The organism is Marivita lacus (assembly GCF_014637725.1).
GTDB classification, from domain to species: Bacteria; Pseudomonadota; Alphaproteobacteria; order Rhodobacterales; family Rhodobacteraceae; genus Marivita; species Marivita lacus.
This window is the reverse complement of the sequence record NZ_BMFC01000004.1, coordinates 198072-218165: the sequence shown is the minus strand read 5'-3', so window position 1 is coordinate 218165 and position 20094 is coordinate 198072. Positions and strand designations below refer to the sequence as shown.

Annotated in this window: 18 protein-coding genes and 1 riboswitch; of the genes, 9 read left to right on the top strand and 9 right to left on the bottom strand. The window is 65.4% G+C overall.

All coding sequences use genetic code 11. The annotated features are described in order from the left end of the window. Positions 1–252: 252 nt before the first annotated feature. Together IEV82_RS10930 and IEV82_RS10925 are read right to left on the bottom strand one after the other, a co-directional pair. Complete coding sequence (locus IEV82_RS10930) at positions 253–3189, bottom strand: valine--tRNA ligase (protein WP_188482058.1); 2937 nt, start codon at positions 3187–3189, stop codon at positions 253–255. A gap of 475 nt (positions 3190–3664) precedes the next feature. Beyond that, complete coding sequence (locus tag IEV82_RS10925; RefSeq protein WP_373285207.1) at positions 3665–3838, bottom strand: DUF1127 domain-containing protein; 174 nt, start codon at positions 3836–3838, stop codon at positions 3665–3667. 271 nt (positions 3839–4109) lie between these two features. Here IEV82_RS10925 and IEV82_RS10920 point away from each other — a divergent pair, with 271 nt between their 5' ends. After that, positions 4110–5177, top strand: a complete 1068-nt coding sequence (locus IEV82_RS10920; protein WP_188482056.1) for an Mrp/NBP35 family ATP-binding protein — start codon at positions 4110–4112, stop codon at positions 5175–5177. Positions 5178–5225: 48 nt separating this feature from the next. Here the strand turns inward: IEV82_RS10920 and IEV82_RS10915 are convergent, their stop codons facing one another. From IEV82_RS10915 to IEV82_RS10885, 7 genes are read right to left on the bottom strand one after another with little or no spacing between them, the layout of a single operon-like run. Next, positions 5226–6194: a TonB family protein gene (locus IEV82_RS10915; RefSeq protein ID WP_188482055.1), complete on the bottom strand. Its 969-nt coding sequence runs from the start codon at positions 6192–6194 to the stop codon at positions 5226–5228. Further along, the gene (locus IEV82_RS10910; protein WP_188482054.1) at positions 6194–6583 is read right to left on the bottom strand and encodes an ExbD/TolR family protein; all 390 of its coding nucleotides are present in this window, start codon (positions 6581–6583) and stop codon (positions 6194–6196) included. The genes IEV82_RS10915 and IEV82_RS10910 overlap by 1 nt, the downstream gene beginning before the upstream one ends. Beyond that, positions 6580–6954, bottom strand: coding sequence for an ExbD/TolR family protein (locus IEV82_RS10905; protein ID WP_188482053.1), 375 nt, complete (start codon positions 6952–6954; stop codon positions 6580–6582). The genes IEV82_RS10910 and IEV82_RS10905 overlap by 4 nt, the downstream gene beginning before the upstream one ends. Continuing rightward, the gene (locus IEV82_RS10900) at positions 6947–7576 is read right to left on the bottom strand and encodes a MotA/TolQ/ExbB proton channel family protein (protein ID WP_188482052.1); all 630 of its coding nucleotides are present in this window, start codon (positions 7574–7576) and stop codon (positions 6947–6949) included. Before IEV82_RS10900 ends, IEV82_RS10905 begins: the two co-directional genes overlap by 8 nt. Further along, positions 7570–8358, bottom strand: coding sequence for a cobalamin-binding protein (locus IEV82_RS10895; protein ID WP_188482051.1), 789 nt, complete (start codon positions 8356–8358; stop codon positions 7570–7572). The genes IEV82_RS10900 and IEV82_RS10895 overlap by 7 nt, the downstream gene beginning before the upstream one ends. After that, positions 8355–9113 (bottom strand): ABC transporter ATP-binding protein, encoded by a 759-nt coding sequence (locus IEV82_RS10890; protein WP_188482050.1) that lies wholly within the window; start codon positions 9111–9113, stop codon positions 8355–8357. The genes IEV82_RS10895 and IEV82_RS10890 overlap by 4 nt, the downstream gene beginning before the upstream one ends. After that, positions 9110–10051: a FecCD family ABC transporter permease gene (locus IEV82_RS10885; RefSeq protein ID WP_188482151.1), complete on the bottom strand. Its 942-nt coding sequence runs from the start codon at positions 10049–10051 to the stop codon at positions 9110–9112. Before IEV82_RS10885 ends, IEV82_RS10890 begins: the two co-directional genes overlap by 4 nt. 145 nt (positions 10052–10196) lie before the next feature. Next, a riboswitch (cobalamin riboswitch) is annotated at positions 10197–10378 on the bottom strand. A 666-nt stretch (positions 10379–11044) separates the two neighbouring features. Between IEV82_RS10885 and mraZ the strand changes: the two genes are divergently transcribed. The 8 genes from mraZ (at position 11045) to IEV82_RS10845 (ending at position 20089) form a co-directional block, all read left to right on the top strand. Beyond that, the gene (gene mraZ, locus IEV82_RS10880) at positions 11045–11554 is read left to right on the top strand and encodes a division/cell wall cluster transcriptional repressor MraZ (protein ID WP_188482049.1); all 510 of its coding nucleotides are present in this window, start codon (positions 11045–11047) and stop codon (positions 11552–11554) included. 6 nt (positions 11555–11560) lie between these two features. Further along, positions 11561–12550, top strand: a complete 990-nt coding sequence (gene rsmH, locus IEV82_RS10875; RefSeq protein ID WP_188482048.1) for a 16S rRNA (cytosine(1402)-N(4))-methyltransferase RsmH — start codon at positions 11561–11563, stop codon at positions 12548–12550. After that, positions 12550–12897, top strand: a complete 348-nt coding sequence (ftsL, locus tag IEV82_RS10870) for a cell division protein FtsL (protein ID WP_188482047.1) — start codon at positions 12550–12552, stop codon at positions 12895–12897. Before rsmH ends, ftsL begins: the two co-directional genes overlap by 1 nt. After that, positions 12894–14681, top strand: a complete 1788-nt coding sequence (locus IEV82_RS10865) for a peptidoglycan D,D-transpeptidase FtsI family protein (protein WP_188482046.1) — start codon at positions 12894–12896, stop codon at positions 14679–14681. Before ftsL ends, IEV82_RS10865 begins: the two co-directional genes overlap by 4 nt. Positions 14682–14724: 43 nt before the next feature. Further along, positions 14725–16209, top strand: a complete 1485-nt coding sequence (locus IEV82_RS10860) for a UDP-N-acetylmuramoyl-L-alanyl-D-glutamate--2,6-diaminopimelate ligase (RefSeq protein ID WP_188482045.1) — start codon at positions 14725–14727, stop codon at positions 16207–16209. Continuing rightward, positions 16206–17648: a UDP-N-acetylmuramoyl-tripeptide--D-alanyl-D-alanine ligase gene (locus tag IEV82_RS10855; protein WP_188482044.1), complete on the top strand. Its 1443-nt coding sequence runs from the start codon at positions 16206–16208 to the stop codon at positions 17646–17648. The genes IEV82_RS10860 and IEV82_RS10855 overlap by 4 nt, the downstream gene beginning before the upstream one ends. 7 nt (positions 17649–17655) lie before the next feature. Then, positions 17656–18738, top strand: coding sequence for a phospho-N-acetylmuramoyl-pentapeptide-transferase (mraY, locus tag IEV82_RS10850; RefSeq protein WP_188482043.1), 1083 nt, complete (start codon positions 17656–17658; stop codon positions 18736–18738). Between the two features lie 130 nt (positions 18739–18868). Further along, on the top strand, positions 18869–20089 hold the full coding sequence (locus IEV82_RS10845) for a Coenzyme F420 hydrogenase/dehydrogenase, beta subunit C-terminal domain (RefSeq protein WP_188482042.1): 1221 nt from the start codon (positions 18869–18871) through the stop codon (positions 20087–20089). The last annotated feature ends 5 nt before the right edge of the window (positions 20090–20094 follow it).

The following is a 20094-nucleotide window of genomic DNA, read 5'->3' as shown; positions in this document are numbered from 1 at the left end:
ATGACGTTTGCTTTCACGCCCCACCAGGGGACACCCGTGAAAGACCGGTCAACAGGGCCTTTTGCGAGGTCACAGGGTTCGGGCCAAGGTCCGACAGCGAAAAGCAGATGTCAGACCTTCGGGGCGGCGCCGCTTTCCACGTGATCAGGGATCACACGCATCCCGAATGACAGAATGCTCCCGGCGGGTTTCGGCCCGACCGGGCGTTCGTCGTGGGCCGGGCAGGGGTCAGCCCGTCCGACCCTGTGCCGATCACCCAAGTTCCGCCAAACGTGCCAACGCCTCGTTCAGCTTGGCCGCTTCATCCTCGCGGGCGGCGAGATTGGCGCGGGTTTCCTCGACCACCTCATCCGGCGCGCTTTCGACGAATTTCGGGTTGCCCAACCGGCCTTTCATTCCGCCGATTTCCTTGTCCAGCTTCTGCAACGACTTCTCGAGCCGCTCTTTCTCGGCACCCACGTCGATGATGTCGGCCAGCGGCAGGCCAAACGTCGCCCCGTCCATCGGCACTGTCGCACAGCCTTTCGGGAACGCCTCGACCACGGTCAATTCGTCGATCCGCGCCAGACGCTTGATCAGCACCTCGTTGCGGTCCCATGCCGCGCGGGCGGTGTCGCCGAAATCCTTGGCCACCAGCGGCAGGTACAGTCCCACCGGCACGTGCATCTGCTGCCGCGCCGACCGGATGCCTTCGATCAACCCGATGCCCCAGTTCATTTCGCGATCCGCTTCGGCGTCAATCAGATCATCGCCATAGGTGGGCCAATCAGCGTGGATCAGCATGGTGTCGCGCTTGCCCGTCACCGCCCACAGCTCTTCGGTGATGAAGGGCATGATCGGGTGCAGCAGGATCAAACACTGGTCGATGACCCACGCCATCGTCGCCTTGGTTTCCGCGGTTTGGGGGCCTTCGTCCAGCAGCAGCGGCTTGGAGAATTCCACGTACCAGTCGCAGACCTTGCCCCAGACAAACCGGTACAATGCCGCCGCCGCGTCGTCGAACCGGTAGGCGTCCAGCGCCGCGTCCACCTCGGCGCGCACGCGGGCGGTTTCTCCGATGATCCAGAGGTTCACCGTTGCCGTGGCGTGGGGCATGTCGGCGCTCGGCGTCCGGTTCTCGAACACGCCGTTCATCTCCGCAAAGCGGGTGGCGTTCCAGAGCTTGGTGCTGAAATTCCGGTAACCCGCGATTCGTTGCATGTCGAGCTTGAGCACACCCCCGAGCGAGGCCATCGCCGCATTGGTGAAGCGCAGCGCGTCCGCGCCGTATTCGTCAATGATCTCAAGCGGATCGACGACGTTGCCGAGCGACTTGGACATCTTCTTGCCCTTGGCGTCGCGCACAAGCCCGTGCAGGTAGACGTCCTTGAACGGGATCTGACCCACCACGGCGAGTTGCATCATCATCATCCGCGCGACCCAGAAGAACAGGATGTCCTGCCCGGTGATCAGCACGGATGTCGGGAAGTACTTTGCCAGTTCCGGCGTCTGGTCCGGCCAACCCAGCGTGCCGATGGGCCAGAGACCGGACGAGAACCATGTGTCGAGGACGTCGGGGTCGCGGGTCAGCGCAACACCGTCGCCTGCCATCGCCTGCGCCTCCGTCTCGGTCGGGGCGCAGTACTGGTTGCCGTCGGCGTCGAACCAAACCGGGATCTGATGCCCCCACCACAGCTGGCGCGAGATGCACCAGGGCTCGATGTTTTCGAGCCAATGAAAATAGGTCCGCTCGCCCGACTCGGGCACGATCCGCACATCGCCATTGCGCACGGCATCCAGCGCGGGGCCGACGATCTTGTCGGCGTCCACGAACCACTGGTCGGTCAGCATCGGCTCGATCACCACCTTGGAGCGGTCGCCGAAGGGCTGCATGATCGGCTTGGCCTCGACCAGCGGAACCAGCGTGTCGTCGCGCGCCTCGCCACCCTCTTCGGGGGCAAGGGGGGCTTTGGGCGCTCCAAGGCGCGGGTCGGTGACAGGCACCATCACAGCCAGACCTTCGGTGGTGATCTCCTCGACCACAGCCTTGCGCGCGTCGAACCGGTCCAGCCCGCGCAGGTGATCCGGAACAAGGTTCAGCGAATCGGTCTCGGCCTCGGTCAGCGTGCGTTCGCCGCGCGCCACCGCACCGGCAATCAAAGCCGCCTCGGCATAAGGCGCGCCATCGTCGCGCATGTGGGCCTTGGTGTCCATCAGGCGGTAACACGGGATGCCGCCGCGTTTGGCGACGCCGTAGTCGTTGAAGTCATGCGCGCCGGTGATCTTGACGGCACCCGAGCCGAAAGAGGCATCGGGGTATTCGTCGATGATGATCGGGATCAGGCGGCGGTGTTCCTTGGGACCAACCGGAATCTCGCAAAGCTTTCCGACGATTGGCGCGTAGCGCTCATCCGAGGGATGAACCGCCACCGCGCCGTCGCCCAGCATGGTTTCGGGGCGCGTCGTGGCGATGGAGATATAGTCGCGCTCTTCCTGCAGCACGACGTTCCCGTCCTCGTCCTTTTCGACATAGGTATAGGTCTCGCCGCCCGCCAGCGGGTACTTGAAGTGCCACATATGACCGGGCACTTCTGTGTTCTCGACCTCGAGATCGGAAATCGCTGTCTCGAAATGCGGGTCCCAGTTGACCAGCCGCTTGCCGCGATAGATCAGGCCCTTGTTGTACATGTCGACGAAGACCTTGATCACCGCGTCGTGGAAATTCGGCGCGCCCGAGTACTTGTCGGGATCACCCGCGGCCCCGCCCATGGTAAACGCCTCGCGCGACCAGTCGGCAGAGGCGCCAAGCCGCTTGAGCTGACCGATGATGGTGCCGCGCGACTTGACCTTCTGGTCCCAGACGCGGTCCAGAAACACGTCGCGCCCCATCTCGCGGCGGGTGGGCTCGCCATTGGCAGCCATCTCGCGTTCGGTGACCATCTGCGTCGCAATGCCCGCATGGTCGGTGCCCGGCTGCCACAGCGTGTCGAAGCCGCGCATCCGGTGCCAGCGGACCAGAATGTCTTGCAGGGTGTTGTTGAAGGCGTGACCCATATGCAACGAGCCCGTGACGTTGGGCGGCGGGATCATCACGCAGAAGGTCTCGGCACGCTTGGCATTGGCGCCTGCCTTGAAGGCACCGCTCTGTTCCCACGCTTCGTAAAGCCGCGCCTCGGCCTCGGCCGCATCGAATGTCTTGTCCATCGCCATGGGGTCAATTCCCGCTTCTGTGCCGCCCTCTCGGGCCGCAGATGTTCCGTTGCGCCTCATCTAGCGAAAGGGGGGGCAAAGGAAAACCAAACAATGCGGGAAAATGTGGAGCCACGGGTCAAGAGCTGCGCGGACCTCCAAAAAACAAAAAACGGTGGTGCCAAGGGAGGAGAGGCACCACCGTTCCAGTTCACGGCACCCAGGGAGGAGGAGAGGGCGCCGATCTCGTGTGGGCCAAAGCCCGAATAAGTGTGACGGTGACACCAGGGAGGAGGAGAGGTGCCACCGTCAAGTTCACGACATCCAGGGAGGAGGAGAGGATGCCGAGCTCGTGTGGGCCGAAGCCCGAATAAGTGTGACGGTGACACCAGGGAGGAGGAGAGGTGCCACCGTCAAGTTCACGACATCCAGGGAGGAGGAGAGGATGCCGAGACCGTGTGGTGAGGGGCCCGAAGGCCATGCTCACCGAATTTCGTCAGCTTTCGTAAGCTGCTTGGTACGCAACGCGCTTGATCTCGGATTCGTTCAATCCCAAGTCGCACAGTTCGCGGTGTGACAGCGCGCTGAGTTCGCGCACCGTGTCACGGTAAATCTTGCGGCGGGCGGCTTTGACCCGATATCCTGCGATCAGTGTGTTGACCCGATCCATGATGCCGGTGCTGACCGCGCCGAGGCTGTTTGTTTCGTATGCCATCTGTCTGCTCTGTTCGCTTTTGTTTGTTTCCGTTCGGTTGATACAAAGATAGGCAAATGCTGCGCATGCACAATGGTTAATTGCCTCAACGCTGCTATGCAGCAATTGCATAGACCAATTGGTTCAAATTTGTGCGTTTTGCGCTAACAGGCCCGATTCCCGGGCAGGCGGTTGAAGCATCGCGGCGTGGCTGTCATCTGTGGGTCACAAAGATGAAAGGTTGGGCATGTCCGTCACCCCGGAACTGATTCGCGAAGCCTTGTCCCGCGTGGCGATTCCCGATGGCAAAGACCTGATTTCGGCCGATCTCGTGCGGGCGATTCAGGTGGATGGGTCGGTGGTGCGCTTTGTCATCGAGGCCCCGTCGCCCGAGATCGCGCGGCTGATGGAGCCTGTGCGCAAGGCCGCTGAGGCCGTTGTGGCCGACTTGCCCGGCGTGACGCAGGCGTCGGCGGCGCTGACCGCGCATGGTCCGGCGGCGGCACCGCCGAAGGGCTTGAAGATCGGCGGTCACCCGAAGCCGCAGGCCGGATCGCTCAAGCCGCCGGGGGTGGCGCGCATCCTCGCGATCGGGTCGGGCAAGGGCGGCGTCGGCAAATCCACCGTGTCCTCGAACCTTGCCGTGGCGCTCGCGCGGGCCGGTCGGCGGGTCGGCTTGCTGGATGGCGATATCCACGGCCCGAGCCAGCCGCGCATGATGGGCGTTTCGCAAAAACCCGAAAGTCCGGATGGCCAGACGATCCTTCCGCTGACCGCGCATGGTGTCACGCTCATGTCCATCGGGTTGATGCTGCCCGAGGACAAGGCCGTGGTCTGGCGCGGGCCGATGCTGATGGGCGCGTTGCAGCAGATGCTGGGGCAGGTGGCCTGGGGCGATCTGGACGTGCTGATCGTTGATCTGCCACCGGGGACCGGCGACGTGGCGATGACGCTCTGTCAAAAGGCGCAGGTGTCGGGGGCCATTGTCGTGTCCACGCCGCAGGATGTGGCGCTGTTGGATGCGCGCAAGGCGCTCGACATGTTCGACACGCTCAAGACCCCGGTGCTGGGGCTGATCGAGAACATGGCCGTGTTCACCTGTCCGCATTGCGGCGGGCAAAGCCATATCTTCGGGTCGGGCGGCACCGTGGCCGAGGCCGAGGCGCGGGGCATTCCGCTGCTGGCGCAATTGCCGCTGGATCTGGATACCCGGCTGGCCGGCGATGGCGGCGTGCCGATCGCGGCGGGCGACGGGCCGATGGCGGATGCCTACGCGGTGCTGGCTTCTCGTTTGATCGAAGGTGGCATGGCCTGAGCCGGGCGACGATGCGTCGACGCATCGAGACGCTGGGTCAACCGAGCGTCACCGCGCGACGGTCAACCGCTGGCTGAACCGGTAGCTGGCTTGCGTCAGCCCGTCGGGTGCGCGTGGAAACCGGGCGCGTTTCACGGTGGCCAGTGCGGATTGATCCAGCCTGTCGTTGCCCGAGGACGCCGCCACCGACACAGCCGCGACCTGACCCGAGGGCGCAATCGCAATCACCAGCGTGACCGACCCCTGCGCCCCGCGCGGCGGTCGGTGCGCGCGGCGCAGGGCCGAGGTGATGCCCGCGCCCCATTGCTGCTCCAGCCGCGCGAGTTGTGCCTGTGACGGTCCTCGTGGCGCTTGCGCCTTGGGGGCTGGTTTCGGGCTGGCCGTTTGCTGCGGTCCCGCGCCCTTGGCGGTTTGTGCCGGCTGCGGCCGGGTTTGCGCGGGTTCAGGACGTTCGGGGCGTGGCTCCGGACGCAGCGACGCAGTGGGGGCCGTGCGCTGTGCGGCGGGCGTCGTATCCACTTGCGGCGCTGAGGGCGCGGTGTCGGTCTCTCTTGGTTGCTGCGGCGGTTCCGGGCGCTGGGCGGTTTGCTCGGAAGGCAGATCGGGCGCGTCTACCGCGGGCATGTCCAGCAGAGGCAGCACGCCGGGTGTGGTCTGGGCCAAGGGCACGGGGGGCGCGGGCAGACGGGTTTCGGCCTGGGGCAGGTCCGGTGCGGGGCTGGGCGTGGCAAGGGCAGTCGTCTCCGGGCGCTCGGCCACAGGCGCATCCTGCGTCGGACGCTCGGGGGGGGGTGTCATCTCGGGCGCCGCCAGCGCGGGCGCCTCGCTGATTTCGGGTGGGCGGTCCCACTTCTGCACCATCGCGGCGAGTGTGGGTGTTGCCGCCTGTAGCGTGACATCTGCCGTTCCCCCTGCGCCACCGCTGGACGAGCCTCCGGGCACAGGGGCAACGTAGAGCGTCGCGGCATGCAGAGCGCCGGAGAGGGCGATAAAGGTCGTGATCTCCACGATCCGCATCAGCCGCCCTCCGTCACGATCTCGACGCGGGTGGCACCCTGCGCGGTCAGTTGACCCAGCACCCGTGCGAGCGTCGCGGCGGGCAAGGCGGCATCGGCGTGCAGGCGCAAGGGCGCATCGCCACTGGCGGCGACAGCTTGTGCAAGGGCGGCGTCGCCGCGCGCGGTTTCGAACGCGATCTCACCCTCGGCGCTGATGTAAAGCGCGGTCTGGCCTGCGTCCTCGTCTGCGGTGGCTTGGGGCAGGGTCACGTCGAAAGGCGCGGGGGGGACGATCTGCGCGGTCATCAGGAAGAAGATCAGCAGCAGGAACACCACGTTGATCATCGGCACGACCGGTTCGCGCGAGGAGCGCCGAGACCTCGGCGCGATGAGCGGACGCTGTCTCATTCCAGCACCACGAGATTGGACCAGCCCGCCGCACGCAGACTGCCCATCGCGTCCAGCAGGTGTTGCACGGACGCACCGTCGCGCGGGCGCAACAGGATGATGTCGGTCGGGGTGCCCATCAGCGGGGTCAAGGCCGCCACCGGATCGGCCACGTCGATGCCGTTGACCCGAAGCGCGTCGGGCAGGACCGTCACAAGTCGGGGCGGGCCGTCATAGGACTGCGCCGCGCCGCCCGAGAGCGTGACCGGGATCGCGTCCGTCACGCCGAACCGCGCGGCGAGCATGAAGAAGACCAGCAAGAGGAACACCACGTCGACCATCGGGGTCAACCCGATGCGGCGGCGGCGTGTCTGGTGGTTCAGCTCAAGCATCGCTTCCCCTGTTTGCGCGGATAAGAACGCGGGTGGCAAGATCGTCGAAATCATGCGCGAGGCGGTCATTGATGCTGTCGAACCAACTGAGCGCCATGGACGCCGGGATCGCCACGGCCATGCCTGCGGCGGTCGTCAGAAGCGCCTCCCAGATGCCACCGGCGAGGGCTGATGGATCAGCGCGCGCGCCGCTGTCCTGCAACGCCTGGAACGCGTCGATCATGCCCAGAACGGTACCGAGCAGACCGACCAACGGCGCGATCGTGGCGATCAGGTCGAGTGCGCGCAAGCCGCTGCCCGCGTCCATCAGCGCGCCACGCGCGACGCGGGCGGTCTCGTCGCGGGCATCTTCGACGGGCAGGGTGCGCGCGGCCTGCATTGCGGTCTTGACGACGCGGGCGCGCAGGCCGGTGCGATTGTGCAAACTGGCAAGGGCAGTGTCATATTGGCCGATCTGCCACTGACCCACCGCGGCCTCGGTCGCGCCGCGCCGCCATGCGCCCATGAGCGTCAGCCGCCAGAGTTTCCACAGGATGAGGCCCAGTGTCACCACGCTCAGCCCGGCGATGACCCAGAGCGCGGGGCCGCCGATGTTCAGGAAATCGGTGATCCGGGTCAGCATGGCGGGACGTCCTTGGGGAAGATTGCGGCGATCATGGCGTCAAGCCCGTCGCTCAGGGCGGCGGGGCCGGGTTGCAGGATCAGGGGGGACTTGATTTCGACGATGCGGCCCGATGCCACCGCCGGGATCGCGTCCCACCCGGGGCGCGCGGCGATCTTTTCGGGTCTCACCTTCTTGCCACACCATGAGGCGACAATGACGTCGGGCGCGGCCTTGATCACGTCTTCAGACGTCACAATACGGTCCTTTGCCGACGCCTGGTGGCGCAGATGAGCGAAACAATCGGTGCCACCTGCGATGTCGATCAGGTCGGAGGCCCAGCCGATGCTGGTGATCATCGGCTCGTCCCATTCCTCGAAATAGACGCGGGGGCGGTGTGCGGGCGCGTTGGCGCGCAACTCCGCGATGCGGGTCTCGAAGCCTTGGGCCAGTGCCTCGGCGCGGTCGGTGCAATCGGTCAGGCGGCCCAGCATGCGGATCATCCGCAGGATGCCCGCCACATCGCGCTGGTTGAAGGCCATGACCTCGACCCCTTCGCGGATCAACTGGGCGGCGATGTCGGCTTGCAGGTCCGAGAAGGTGAGCACCAGATCGGGGCGCAGCGCGAGGATCTTGGGAATGTCGGCAGAGGTGAAGGCACCGACGCGGGGCTTTTCCTGCCGCACGCGTTTGGGGCGCACGGCATAGCCTGTGACGCCGACGATCCGGTCTTCCTGCCCCAGCAGGTAGAGCGTTTCGACCGTTTCCTCGGTCAGGCAAACGATGCGCTGCGGGGCAGTCATGCGATCACTCCGAGCGGTTGCACCAGCGGGCCGTGTGGCGTTGGCACGATATTGGCGTGCAGGTGAAACACCTCGGCCAGCCTTTCGGCGGTCAGGATCTTGTCAGGCGGGCCATCGGCGACGATGCGGCCTGCGCCCATCATGATGAGCCGGGTGCAGTAGCGCCCGGCCAGAGACAGGTCATGCAGCGAGGTCAGCACGGCGCGGCCTTCCTGCGCCAGGGCCTCGAACACCTGAAGCGTGGCGATCTGGGCGGCGGGGTCGAGCCCTGCGATGGGTTCGTCCGCCATCAGGAGCGGCGTGTCCTGTGCCAAGGTGCGTGCGATCAACACGCGGGCCTGTTCGCCCCCCGAGAGGGCGGTGGCCAGGCGGGTGCGGAAATTCTGCAACCCCATGCGGCTGAGGGCGGCATCGACCGCGCCTTGATCCGCAGGGCTGAGGCGCGCGCCACGGGCGAGGTAGGGCAGACGGCCAAGGGCCACGATGCGTTCGACCGACATGGGCCACGCGATTTCGCGGGTCTGCGGAAGCCATGCGGCCTGCGCGGCGCGCTGTCTGGGGGGGAGGGCTGCAAGGCTGCTGGTCCCCTCAAACGGCAAGAGGCCCAGAGCGCCGCGCAGAAGCGAGGTCTTGCCCGCGCCGTTGGGGCCGATCAGGCCGACACATTCGCCCGGGCCGATGCTGAACGAAGCCGCATCCACCACGGGACATTCGCCGCGCCGCACGGTGAGGTTCTGCACCGACAGGAGCGTCATGCAAACTCCCTCCGTGTCTTGTATATGAGGTGCAGGAAGAGCGGCGCGCCGATCAGGGCCATGACGACGCCGAGTTTGAGGTCACGTTCGGGCAGCACCAGCCGGGTCACCAGATCGGCGGCCAGAAGCATGGCGGCGCCGCCAAGAGCGGAGGCCCAGAGCAGTGTGGAGGGGCGGCCATGGGCAAAGCGGCGCAGGATATGCGGCACCACCAGCCCGACAAAGCCAACCGCGCCAGCAACGGCAGTGGCGGCCCCGACAGCGGCGGCGGTACCGAAGAGCAGTTGCACGCGCAGGCCAGAGAGCGAGATGCCCATTGCCTCGGCGGCATCTTCGCCCAGCGTCAGCGCGTCAAGGCCGCGCCCCAGACCCGCCAGCGCCAGCCAGCCCAGTGCCATGATCGGCAGTGCCAGCCAGACATGGCTCATCGCGCGGTTGGCGACGGAACCCATCATCCAGAACATGATCTCGGACGCGGCGTAGGGGTTGGGCGACAGGTTCAGCGTCAATGAGGTGAGGGCTGCGGCAAAGGCGGACACGGCGATGCCTGCAAGAATGAGGGTGAGCGACGATCCGCGCGGACCGGCAAGCAGCAGGATCAGCCCGACTGCCACCCCGGCAAAGCCAAGCGCGGTGATCGGCAAGGCAAGGAAGAATGCAGCGGCAAACCCGGTTTGCAGGGCGATCACGGCGCCAAGGGCGGCAGAACCGGACACGCCGATCAGCCCCGGTTCGGCCAGTGGATTGCGCAGAAAGCCCTGCATCGCGGCACCGGACAGACCCAGCGACACGCCGATCATCGCGGCCAGCAGCGTGCGGGGCAGGCGGATGTCTTGCATGACGGTGACATGAAGAGGATTGCCCTGTCCGAACAGCGCGGCAAGACCTTCGGGCACCGAAATCGCCGCGTAGCCGACAAAGAGCGATGCCAGGAACATCCCCCCCGTCAGACCCGTCAGCGCAATAAAGAGCTTCACCGCTCTGCCTCCCGCGCGAACAACATATCATGCCTTTGGGCCTACCCAAAGACGGTGACTGTCACCACGCCGGAGTACCGTCACATCCCGCGCGCCCCGCGCGAGTGTAGGGTGATCTGTCACGGCAGGTCTCCTGACTTGCGGGTCTTTGCGTGGCTCGGGCCTTCCCGGTTTCCCAGTGGCATATGCCGAACACGCTCGCCGCTTACAGTTGCGGGGGCAGTCGTGGCGTTGCACCACGTTCCCTTTTCACCGGGGATTGCCCGGACCATGACGGTTTTGGCGTACAACCGGGCGACATGCATTGCAAGCATTGCCGATCCGAGGGCAGGGACGGGATGGGCATGGGAATTGATGGGACGGGTGGGGCCACGGGCCTGCGACATGTCGAACCAAATGAGTGATTCGGATGGATTTCCCTGAAAATGAGCGATTTTGACGGGTAAGTTTGTTTCGGATTTGTAATGTTCTTGGTTTGTTTCTTGCGGCTGTGGGAAATTATGGGCATTGATCCTGCGCCAATGGATGCGCTATATGTTGTGGTCGAATTCGCATCATGCGGTGTATTTTGACGAAATTGAAATAATTTACTACCAGATGTGGTTCCAGCCAGACTTTGCTAGCAGCATGTAGGCGTGAATTCCCATAAAAAAACTGTTGCGACCCATGCTTTCCCATGGCATCCCTGTCTTACGAGATGAGAGCAGGAACGGCAAACGAGGCGCACAGACCTCGACGCGGTATCCAAATTATAAAAAAAGCAGGTTTCATACAGGCACCCGCTTTCATCTGACGACAGAGATCCGGCGCGCGGGCGAGCAGACATCCCCCCAGGTGGCGCGCGCAGTCGGACTTCCCGGAAACGGGACACGGACGGCGGGTTGATCAGTGGCAGCAGATCAACCCGCCGTTTCCGTTTCCAGGGATCATCGTGGTGAAAGGACCGGTAGGGCAGTGAGCCGCAGGCTAAGGTTCAGAGGTGAAAGTCATCACAAGGTTGATGGCAAGGGCAGGGTGTCTATCCCGGCCTCGTTTCGCCGTGTGCTTGAGGCTGGCGATCCGGCGTTTACCGAAGGTCAGCACCCCGAACTGGTCATCGTCTATGGCGACAAGCGCCGCAAATACCTTGAATGCTATACCGTCGCGGCCATCGAAGAGGTGGACGAGAAGATCGAGGCGCTCCCGCGTGGGTCGGTCGAGCGCAAGATGCTGCAACGCCTGTTCAACGGGCAATCACACGCGACCAGCGTTGACGAGACCGGGCGTCTGGTGCTGCCCGCCAAGCTGCGCGAGAAGATCGGGCTGTCGACCGAGGCGTTCTTTATCGGTGCGGGCGACACGTTCCAGATCTGGAATCCCGAAATCTTCGAGGCAGAGGAGCAGGCTGCGACCGACGAGTGGCTCGACGAGTTGCCCGACGATGTCGATCCGCTCATCTTCCTGGATCAGCAGCCGGGGGGCTGATCAGACATGTCTGCCGCTTCCAACCCTTCCGCCGACCCTCACATTCCCGTCCTTCTTGCGCCGCTCCTGCGGGCGGTGGCGCCGGTCGAAGGCGTCTGGGTGGACGGCACCTTTGGCGCGGGCGGCTATGCGCGCGGGCTGATCGGGGCGGGGGCTGACAAGGTCATCGGCATCGACCGTGATCCGCTGGCGCATGAGATGGCGTCGGCGTGGTTGCCGGAGTTTGATGGCCGGATCGAGTTGCACCGCGCGAATTTTGCCGAGATGGACCAGATCGCGTCGGATGTGGACGGTGTGGTTCTGGATCTCGGTGTGTCGTCGATGCAGCTTGATCTGGCAGAGCGCGGGTTTTCCTTCATGCGCGACGGCCCTCTGGACATGCGGATGGGGCAGGACGGGCCATCGGCTGCGGATATCGTGAACACTGCGGACGAGTTCGATATCGCTGACATTCTCTATACCTACGGCGAAGAACGTGCGTCGCGGCGGATCGCCAAGGCGATTGTCGCGGCGCGCAAGGTGGCGCCGATCACCCGGACGCTGGAGCTGACGCGGATCGTGGAATCCTGCCTGCCGCGTCCCAAGCCGGGGCAGTCGCACCCGGCAACGCGGAGTTTTCAGGCGCTGCGGATCGCGGTGAATGACGAATACGGCGCGCTGATGCGCGGGCTGATGGCGGCGGAGCGGGCGTTGAAACCCGGCGGATTGCTTGCGGTGGTCAGCTTTCATTCGGTCGAGGACCGGATGGTCAAGCGGTTCCTGCAGGCGCGCGGCGGACAATCGGGGCGGGCCAACCGCTATGCGCCCGAAATCGAGGAAGACACCCCGGCGTTCCAGATCGTGACCCGCAAGGCGGTGGGTCCGGATGATGACGAGTTGGCTGTCAATCCGCGGTCGCGATCGGCCAAGCTGCGCGTGGCGCGGCGTACGGATGCCCCCTCGGGCGAGATCGACGCAGGGCAGATCGCCCTGCCGCAATTGAAGGAAGACCGCTGATGCGTTCCCTGCTGTATGTCCTGACATTCCTGTCCGTCATCGCGGCGGCGTTCTGGGCGTATCACGAGAATTACAAGACGCAGGCCGCTTTGGGCGAAGCGCAGGCGGTGCGGGCCGAGATCGGTCAGGCGCGGGCGCGCCTTGCAGTGCTCAGGGCCGAATGGGCCTATCTGAACCGCCCGGACCGGCTGCGTGATCTGGCCGAGGTCAATTTCGAGCGGCTGGGGCTGATGCCGTTCGAGCCGGACCAGTTCGGGCGCGTTGACCAGATCGCGTTCCCGCAGCCACCCGAGCTGCCCATCACCGACCCGGTCGAGATTTCCAGCGCGGGAGCGCAAGAACCATGATCCGCACGCCGCTTCGACCGCTTGCGCAAATCCTCGACGCGCGGCGCAAGGGGGAAAACCCCGACGCCATCGAGCGCGAGAACCTGCGCATCCGCCACGAACAGATGCGCGACAGGGCGCGGTCGCGGGCCGAGGGGCGGTTGCTGGTCATGGCGGTGATGTTCTTTTGCGCTTTTGTCGTTGTCGGTGCGCGCATGGGCACGCTGGCCGCGTCCGAGCCGGAAGAGCCGCGCGCGCAGGCGTCGGGTGCGTCGATCATCGCCAGCCGCGCCGATATCGTGGACCGGCAGGGACGCATTCTTGCGACCAACATGGAGACCTTTTCGCTTTACGCGCATCCGCAGCAGATGGTGGACCCGATCCGCACCGCAGCGGAATTGGTCAAGATTTTTCCAGAGCTTAACGAAGACCGTTTGCGTGAAGACTTCACTGGCAAGCGCAAGTTCTTGTGGGTGCGCAAAAAACTCAGCCCCGAGCAGAAACAGCGCGTGCATGACATCGGCGAGCCGGGGCTGCTTTTCGGGCCGCGCGAGATGCGGCTGTATCCCAATGGTGCCCTGGCGGCGCATGTGCTGGGCGGCGCGAGCTTTGGCCGTGAAGGTGTTCATTCTGCTGAAGTTATCGGCACCGCGGGGGTCGAGAAGTTCTTTGACGAACAGTTGCGTGATCCCGCCCGTGAAGGCGCGCCGCTGGTGCTGTCGCTGGACCTGACCATTCAGGCGGCGACCGAGCGCGTGCTGCAGGGCGGCATGAACCTGATGAATGCCAAGGGTGCGGCGAGCATCCTGATGGACATCTACACCGGCGAGGTGATCGCGATTGCCTCGCTGCCGGATTTCGATCCGAACGACCGGCCACGCCCCTTGACCCAAGGCGAAGCAGCCGACAGCCCGCTGTTCAACCGTGCGGTGCAGGGGGTTTACGAGCTGGGATCGACCTTCAAGGTATTCACGTCGGCACAGGCGCTTGAACTGGGTCTGGTCGGTCCGGAGACGGTGATCGACACCTCTGGTCCCATGCGGGTGGGCGGGTTTCCGATCGGGGAGTTCCAGAACAAGAATTACGGGCCCCTGTCGGTGTCGGATATCATCGTCAAAAGCTCGAACCGGGGGACCGGGCGTCTGGCGCTGGCGATCGGTGCAGAGCGGCAGCAGGAATTCCTCAAGGGGCTGGGGTTCTTTGATGCGACGCCGCTGGAGATCGTCGAGGCGCAGGGCGGCAAGCCGCTTTTGCCGAAGCGCTGGACCGAACTGTCGACGGTGACCATTTCCTATGGTCACGGGCTGTCGTCCAGCCCGATGCACCTTGCCGCGGGCTATGCGGCGATTGCCAATGGCGGCTTCAAGGTGGAACCCACGCTGCTGCGGCAGACCGGCCCACGCCTTGGACCGCGCCTGATGTCCGAGACAACCGCGCGGCAATCCGTCGACATGCTGCGCAAGGTCGTGACAGAAGGCACCGCCAGCTTTGGCGAGGTGCCGGGCTACGCGGTGGGCGGCAAGACCGGCACGGCGGACAAGCCCAAGGCGCGGGGTGGCGGCTATTACGATGACAAGGTGATCAACACCTTCGCGTCGGTCTTTCCAAGCAATGATCCGAAATACGTGCTGATCGTCACGCTGGACGAACCGGTCGAGACCAGCGGCACCAAGCCGCGGCGGACGGCTGGATGGACAGCTGTTCCTGTGGCGGCCGAAATGATCCGCCGCATCGCGCCGCTTCTGGGCTTGCGTCCCGAGGTCGAAACGCGGCATTTGACGGGCATCATCAACACCTCGAACTGAGGGCAGCAGCCCGGAACGAGACACAGGACACAAGGGGGTCGTCATGGCAGCAGGGGGCAAACGCCTGAGCGAGCTGGGTCTGACGGCGCGCGGTGGCACGGATGCGATCGTCTCCGGGCTTGCGGTGGACAGCCGTGACGTGAAGGACGGCTACCTTTTCGCGGCGCTGCCGGGCACAAGGATGCACGGTGCCGAATTCATCCAATATGCGCTGCGCATGGGTGCTGCGGCGATTCTCACCGACATGGACGGCGCAGAGATTGCCCGCGAGGAACTGGCCGGATCGACGGCAGCCGTGGTGATCGCAGCCGATCCGCGACAGACGCTGGCCTTTTGCGCAGCACTCTGGTTCGAAAAGCAGCCCGATACGGTGGTTGCCGTGACCGGCACCAACGGCAAGACCAGCGTGGCCAGTTTCGTGCGGCGCATCTGGCAATTGCTGGGCCATCCGGCGGTCAATCTGGGCACCACAGGGGTCGAGGGCGATTGGCAGGCACCGCTTCTGCACACCACGCCCGAACCGATCACGCTGCACCGGGCCTTGGCCGGCGCCGTGGAGGCCGGGATCGACCACGCGGCGATGGAGGCCTCCTCGCACGGGTTGGAACAGCGGCGGCTGGACGGGGTGAACCTGCGCGCGGCGGGGTTCACCAATTTCACGCAGGACCATCTGGATTACCACGAAAGCTTCGAGGCGTATTTCGACGCCAAGGCGGGGCTTTTTGCACGGGTGCTGCCCGAGGACGGGATTGCGGTGATCAATATCGACGACGCACGGGGCGTGGACATGCTGGCCATCGCGCGGGCGCGCGGGCAGGAGATCATGACCGTCGGCAAGGATGGCGGGGCCGACATGGCGCTGCTCGCGCAGCGGTTCGACGCCACCGGGCAGGACGTGCGGATCAAGTTCGGTGGCGAGACCTTTCAGACGCGGCTGAACCTTGTCGGTGGCTTTCAGGCCGAAAACGTCATGGTGGCGGCGGGGCTTGTCATCGCCAGCGGTGCCGCGCCGGACCGGGTGTTTGCGGTGTTGCCCGAGCTCGAGACCGTACGGGGCCGGATGCAGCTGGCCGCGACGCGCAGCAGTGGTGCTGCGGTCTATGTCGATTACGCGCATACGCCCGATGCGGTGGCGACCGCCTGCCGGGCAATCCGTCCGCATGTGATGGGCCGGCTGGTGGCGATCATCGGTGCGGGCGGTGACCGCGATCCGGGCAAGCGCCCGTTGATGGGGGCTGCTGCGGCCGAGTTCGCGGACCTTGTGATCGTGACCGACGACAATCCGCGCAGCGAAGACCCCGCAACGATCCGTGCCGCCGTTCTGGAGGGCGCACCCGAGGCCACCGAGGTGGGGGACCGCGCCGAGGCGATCCTGCGCGGCGTCGATGCGGTTGGGCCGGGCGATGCGCTTCTGATCTGCGGCAAAGGGCACGAGACCGGGCAGATCGTGGGCGACACGGTCTATCCGTTCGACGATGTGGAACAGGCCAGCGTGGCGGTGGCGGCTCTGGACGGGAAACTGGCATGACCCTTTGGACAAGTGCAGAGGCGGCAGAGGCGACAGGCGGTCGGGTGACCGCCGCCTGGGAGGCACATGGCGTGTCCATCGACACGCGCACGATCCAGCCGGGCGATCTGTTCGTCGCCCTGACGGCGGCGCGGGACGGGCATGATTTCGTGGCGCAGGCGCTGGAAAAGGGCGCTGCGGCGGCCCTCGTCAGCCGCCTGCCAAAGGGCGTTGCGGAGGATGCGCCGCTGTTGATCGTGGACGACGTGCAGACCGGGCTGGAGGCGCTTGGACGGGCCTCGCGGGCGCGGACACGCGCCAAGGTGGTCGGTGTGACCGGGTCGGTGGGCAAGACCTCGACCAAGGAGATGCTGCGCACGGTGCTGGCCTCGCACGGGATCACCCATGCGGCACAAGCCAGCTACAACAACCATTGGGGAGTGCCTCTGACGCTGGCGCGGATGCCGCGCGACACGCAGTTCGCGGTGATCGAGATCGGCATGAACCATCCCGGCGAGATCGCTCCGCTGAGCCGCATGGCGCGCCCGCACGTGGCGATGGTCACGACGGTTGCCCCGGCGCATCTGGAGGCCTTCGAGAGCATCGAAGGCATCGCGCATGAAAAGGCGTCGATCTTCGAGGGGCTGGAGCCGAAGGGCACGGCGGTGTTCAACGGCGATGTCCAGACCAGCCCGATCCTGCGCGAGGTGGCGGCGCGCCATGCCGCGCGGTCGATCTCGTTCGGGGAAAGCCGAGGCTGCCATCACCGGGCGATTGCGGTCACGCCGCACCCGGACATGGTGGTTGTCGAGGGGCGCGCGTGGCGCATTCCGATCCTGTTCAAGGTGAATGCGCCGGGGCGGCATTTCGGCGTCAATGGCATGGGTGTGGTGGCTGTGGCGACCGCGCTTGGGCTGGACCGCGCCATGGTGATGAACGATCTGGCGCGTTGGAATCCCGGTGCAGGGCGCGGAGCGCATGTGGCGATCACCCTCGACGAGGCCGATCCGCACGCGACGCTTGCGCTGTTCGACGATGCCTACAATGCCAACCCGGCCTCGGTCGCGGCGGCGCTCGAAGTGCTGGCCGCAGCCCCGGTGCAGAACGATGTCGGACGGCTGAGCCGGGGGCGGCGGGTCGCCATCCTGGGCGACATGAAGGAATTGGGGCCGACCGGGCCGGACCTGCACGCGGCGCTTGCCGATCTCGATGCGACGCGGGTGCTGGACAAGGTGCATTGCGTCGGGCCGCTGATGCGGCACCTGCACGAGGCTCTGCCCGCCGAGCGGCGCGGTCTGTGGGTCGCAACCGCCGATGAACTGGCCGCACGCGTGCCCCGCCAGCTTGATGCCGGGGATGTCGTGCTGGTGAAGGGATCGCTGTCGATGGGGCTGGCCCGCGTGGTTGACGCCATCCTGAATATGGGCCAAGGCAGCGCGCGCGACGAAGCGGAAGGATGAAACGTTCATGTTGTACTGGTTGACCGCGCTGTCGGACGGGGGCGATTTCTTCAACCTCTTTCGCTATATCACCTTCCGCGCCGGGGGCGCGTTCCTGACCGCACTCCTGTTCGGATTCTTCTTTGGCAGGCCGCTGATCAACGTGCTGCGCAAGCGGCAGGGCAAGGGTCAGCCCATTCGCAGCGACGGGCCGGAGGGGCATTTTTCCAAGGCGGGCACACCGACCATGGGCGGGCTGCTGATCGTCGGCGCGCTGCTGACCTCGACCCTGCTCTGGGCGCGGCTGGACAACCCGTTCATCTGGATGGTGCTGTTCGTCACCATGAGCTTTGCGATGATCGGCTTTGCCGATGACTACGCGAAGGTCAAAAAGCAGAACACTGCCGGTGTGTCGGGCAAGGTCCGGTTGCTGCTGGGCTTCGTGATCGCGGCCATCGCGGGCTACTGGGCGGCGCAGTATCATCCCGAAGAGCTGACCAACCAGCTGGCCTTTCCGATCTTCAAGGACATGCTGCTGAACCTTGGCTACCTGTTCGTGCCGTTTTCGGTGATCGTCATCGTCGGTGCCGCCAATGCAGTGAACCTGACCGACGGGCTTGACGGGCTGGCGATCATGCCGGTGATGATCGCGGCGGGAGCTTTGGGCGTGATCGCCTACGCGGTCGGCCGGGTCGATTTCACCGACTACCTTGACGTGCATTATGTGCCGGGAACGGGCGAGATCCTGATCTTTACCGCCGGGCTGTTCGGTGGCGGGTTGGGGTTCCTGTGGTACAACGCGCCACCTGCGGCCGTGTTCATGGGTGACACCGGATCGCTTGCCCTTGGCGGCGCTTTGGGCGCGATCGCCGTGGCCACCAAGCACGAGATCGTGCTGGCCATCGTCGGCGGGCTGTTCGTCGTCGAGGCGCTGTCGGTGATCATCCAGGTGCTCTATTTCAAGCGGACGGGCAAGCGCGTGTTCCTGATGGCCCCGATCCATCACCATTACGAGAAGAAGGGCTGGGCCGAGCCGCAGATCGTGATCCGGTTCTGGATCATCTCGCTCATTCTCGCGCTGATCGGACTTGCGACGCTGAAGGTGCGCTGACACGGGCCAGTGCCAGCCGTTGCACGGGCGTTGGCGTTGCTTTGGCATATTTGGAAAAAGAAGAAGTGCGGACTCGCTTTCGGTGATACTGTCAATTAAACTTGACACATTGGCGCAAGGGAGAGTTGGCATGGATGGTGGTCGTGTTGGCCTGACGGTGCCCGAGATCGGCGGCGCGCCGCGCGCTGGGCTCTGTACCGATTGCGGTGTGTCGCGCATGGGGGATGGCCGCGCCTGCGGGCGGGCCTGCCAGTTCATCCAGCCGGATTACGAGAGCCTTGAGGTGTCGGTCCACGGGCGTCTGGCCGGGACGGGGGACGAGGCGTTTTTCGGGGTGACACACGCCATGTACCGTGCACGGCTGGAGCCAGCGGCGGAGGGGGCGCAATGGACCGGCCTGACCACGGCGCTGGCGGCGGAATTGTTGCGCGCTGGCGCTGTGGATGCGGTGCTCGCGACGGCACCCGACCCCGAGGACCGGTGGAAGCCGCTGCCAGTGATCGTGACGGATGCCGAGCAGATGGCGCAGTGCCGGGGCATGCGGATGGGCTACGGGCCGCTTCTGGCGCTGCTGGAGCCTGCGCGCGCGGCCGGGCATCGGCGGATCGCGGTGGTGGGCATTCCCTGCCAGGTCTATGCGCTGCGGGCGCTGGAGGCAGAGCTGGGGTTCGACGAGATCACGGTGATCGGCACGCCCTGTTCCGACAACACCACGACCGAGAATTTCCATGCGTTTCTGGCGCGGCTGGATGACCGGCCCGAGACCGTGTCGTATCTCGAGTTCCGGGCGGACTACCGTGTGGAACTGCGGTTCGACGATGGGCGCAAGCCGCGCTTCGTGCCGTTTCTCAAGCTGCCGCTGTCCGACCTGCCTGCGGATTTCTTTCCGATGACCTGCAAGACCTGTGTCGATTACACCAACCGGCTGGCGGATATCACCGTGGGCTACATGGGTGGTGACGGCGACCAGTGGCTGATCGTGCGCAATGCGCGCGGGGCGGCAGTGCTGGACCGGTTGGGCGACCGGGTGGTGCGGCGCGCCTTGACCGACAAGGGCAAGCGCGAGGCCGCCGTGAAAGGCTTCATGGCCAACACCGAACGGGCGGCGGGTGGCCTGCCGTTGCGGCGCATGCCGGACTGGGTGCGGCCCATCGTGGCGTGGTTGCAGCCGCGCACCGGGCCGAGGGGGCTCGAGTTTGCGCGGGCGCGTGTCGAGATGAAGGCGATAGAGACAATTTTGCACCTGCGGCGGGTGCATCCGGCACGGATCAAGAACATGGTGCCTGCGCATGTCTGGCGGATTGCCGCGCGCTATGGTCTGATGCCCGACAATGACGAGACGCGCAGTTAGGCCAA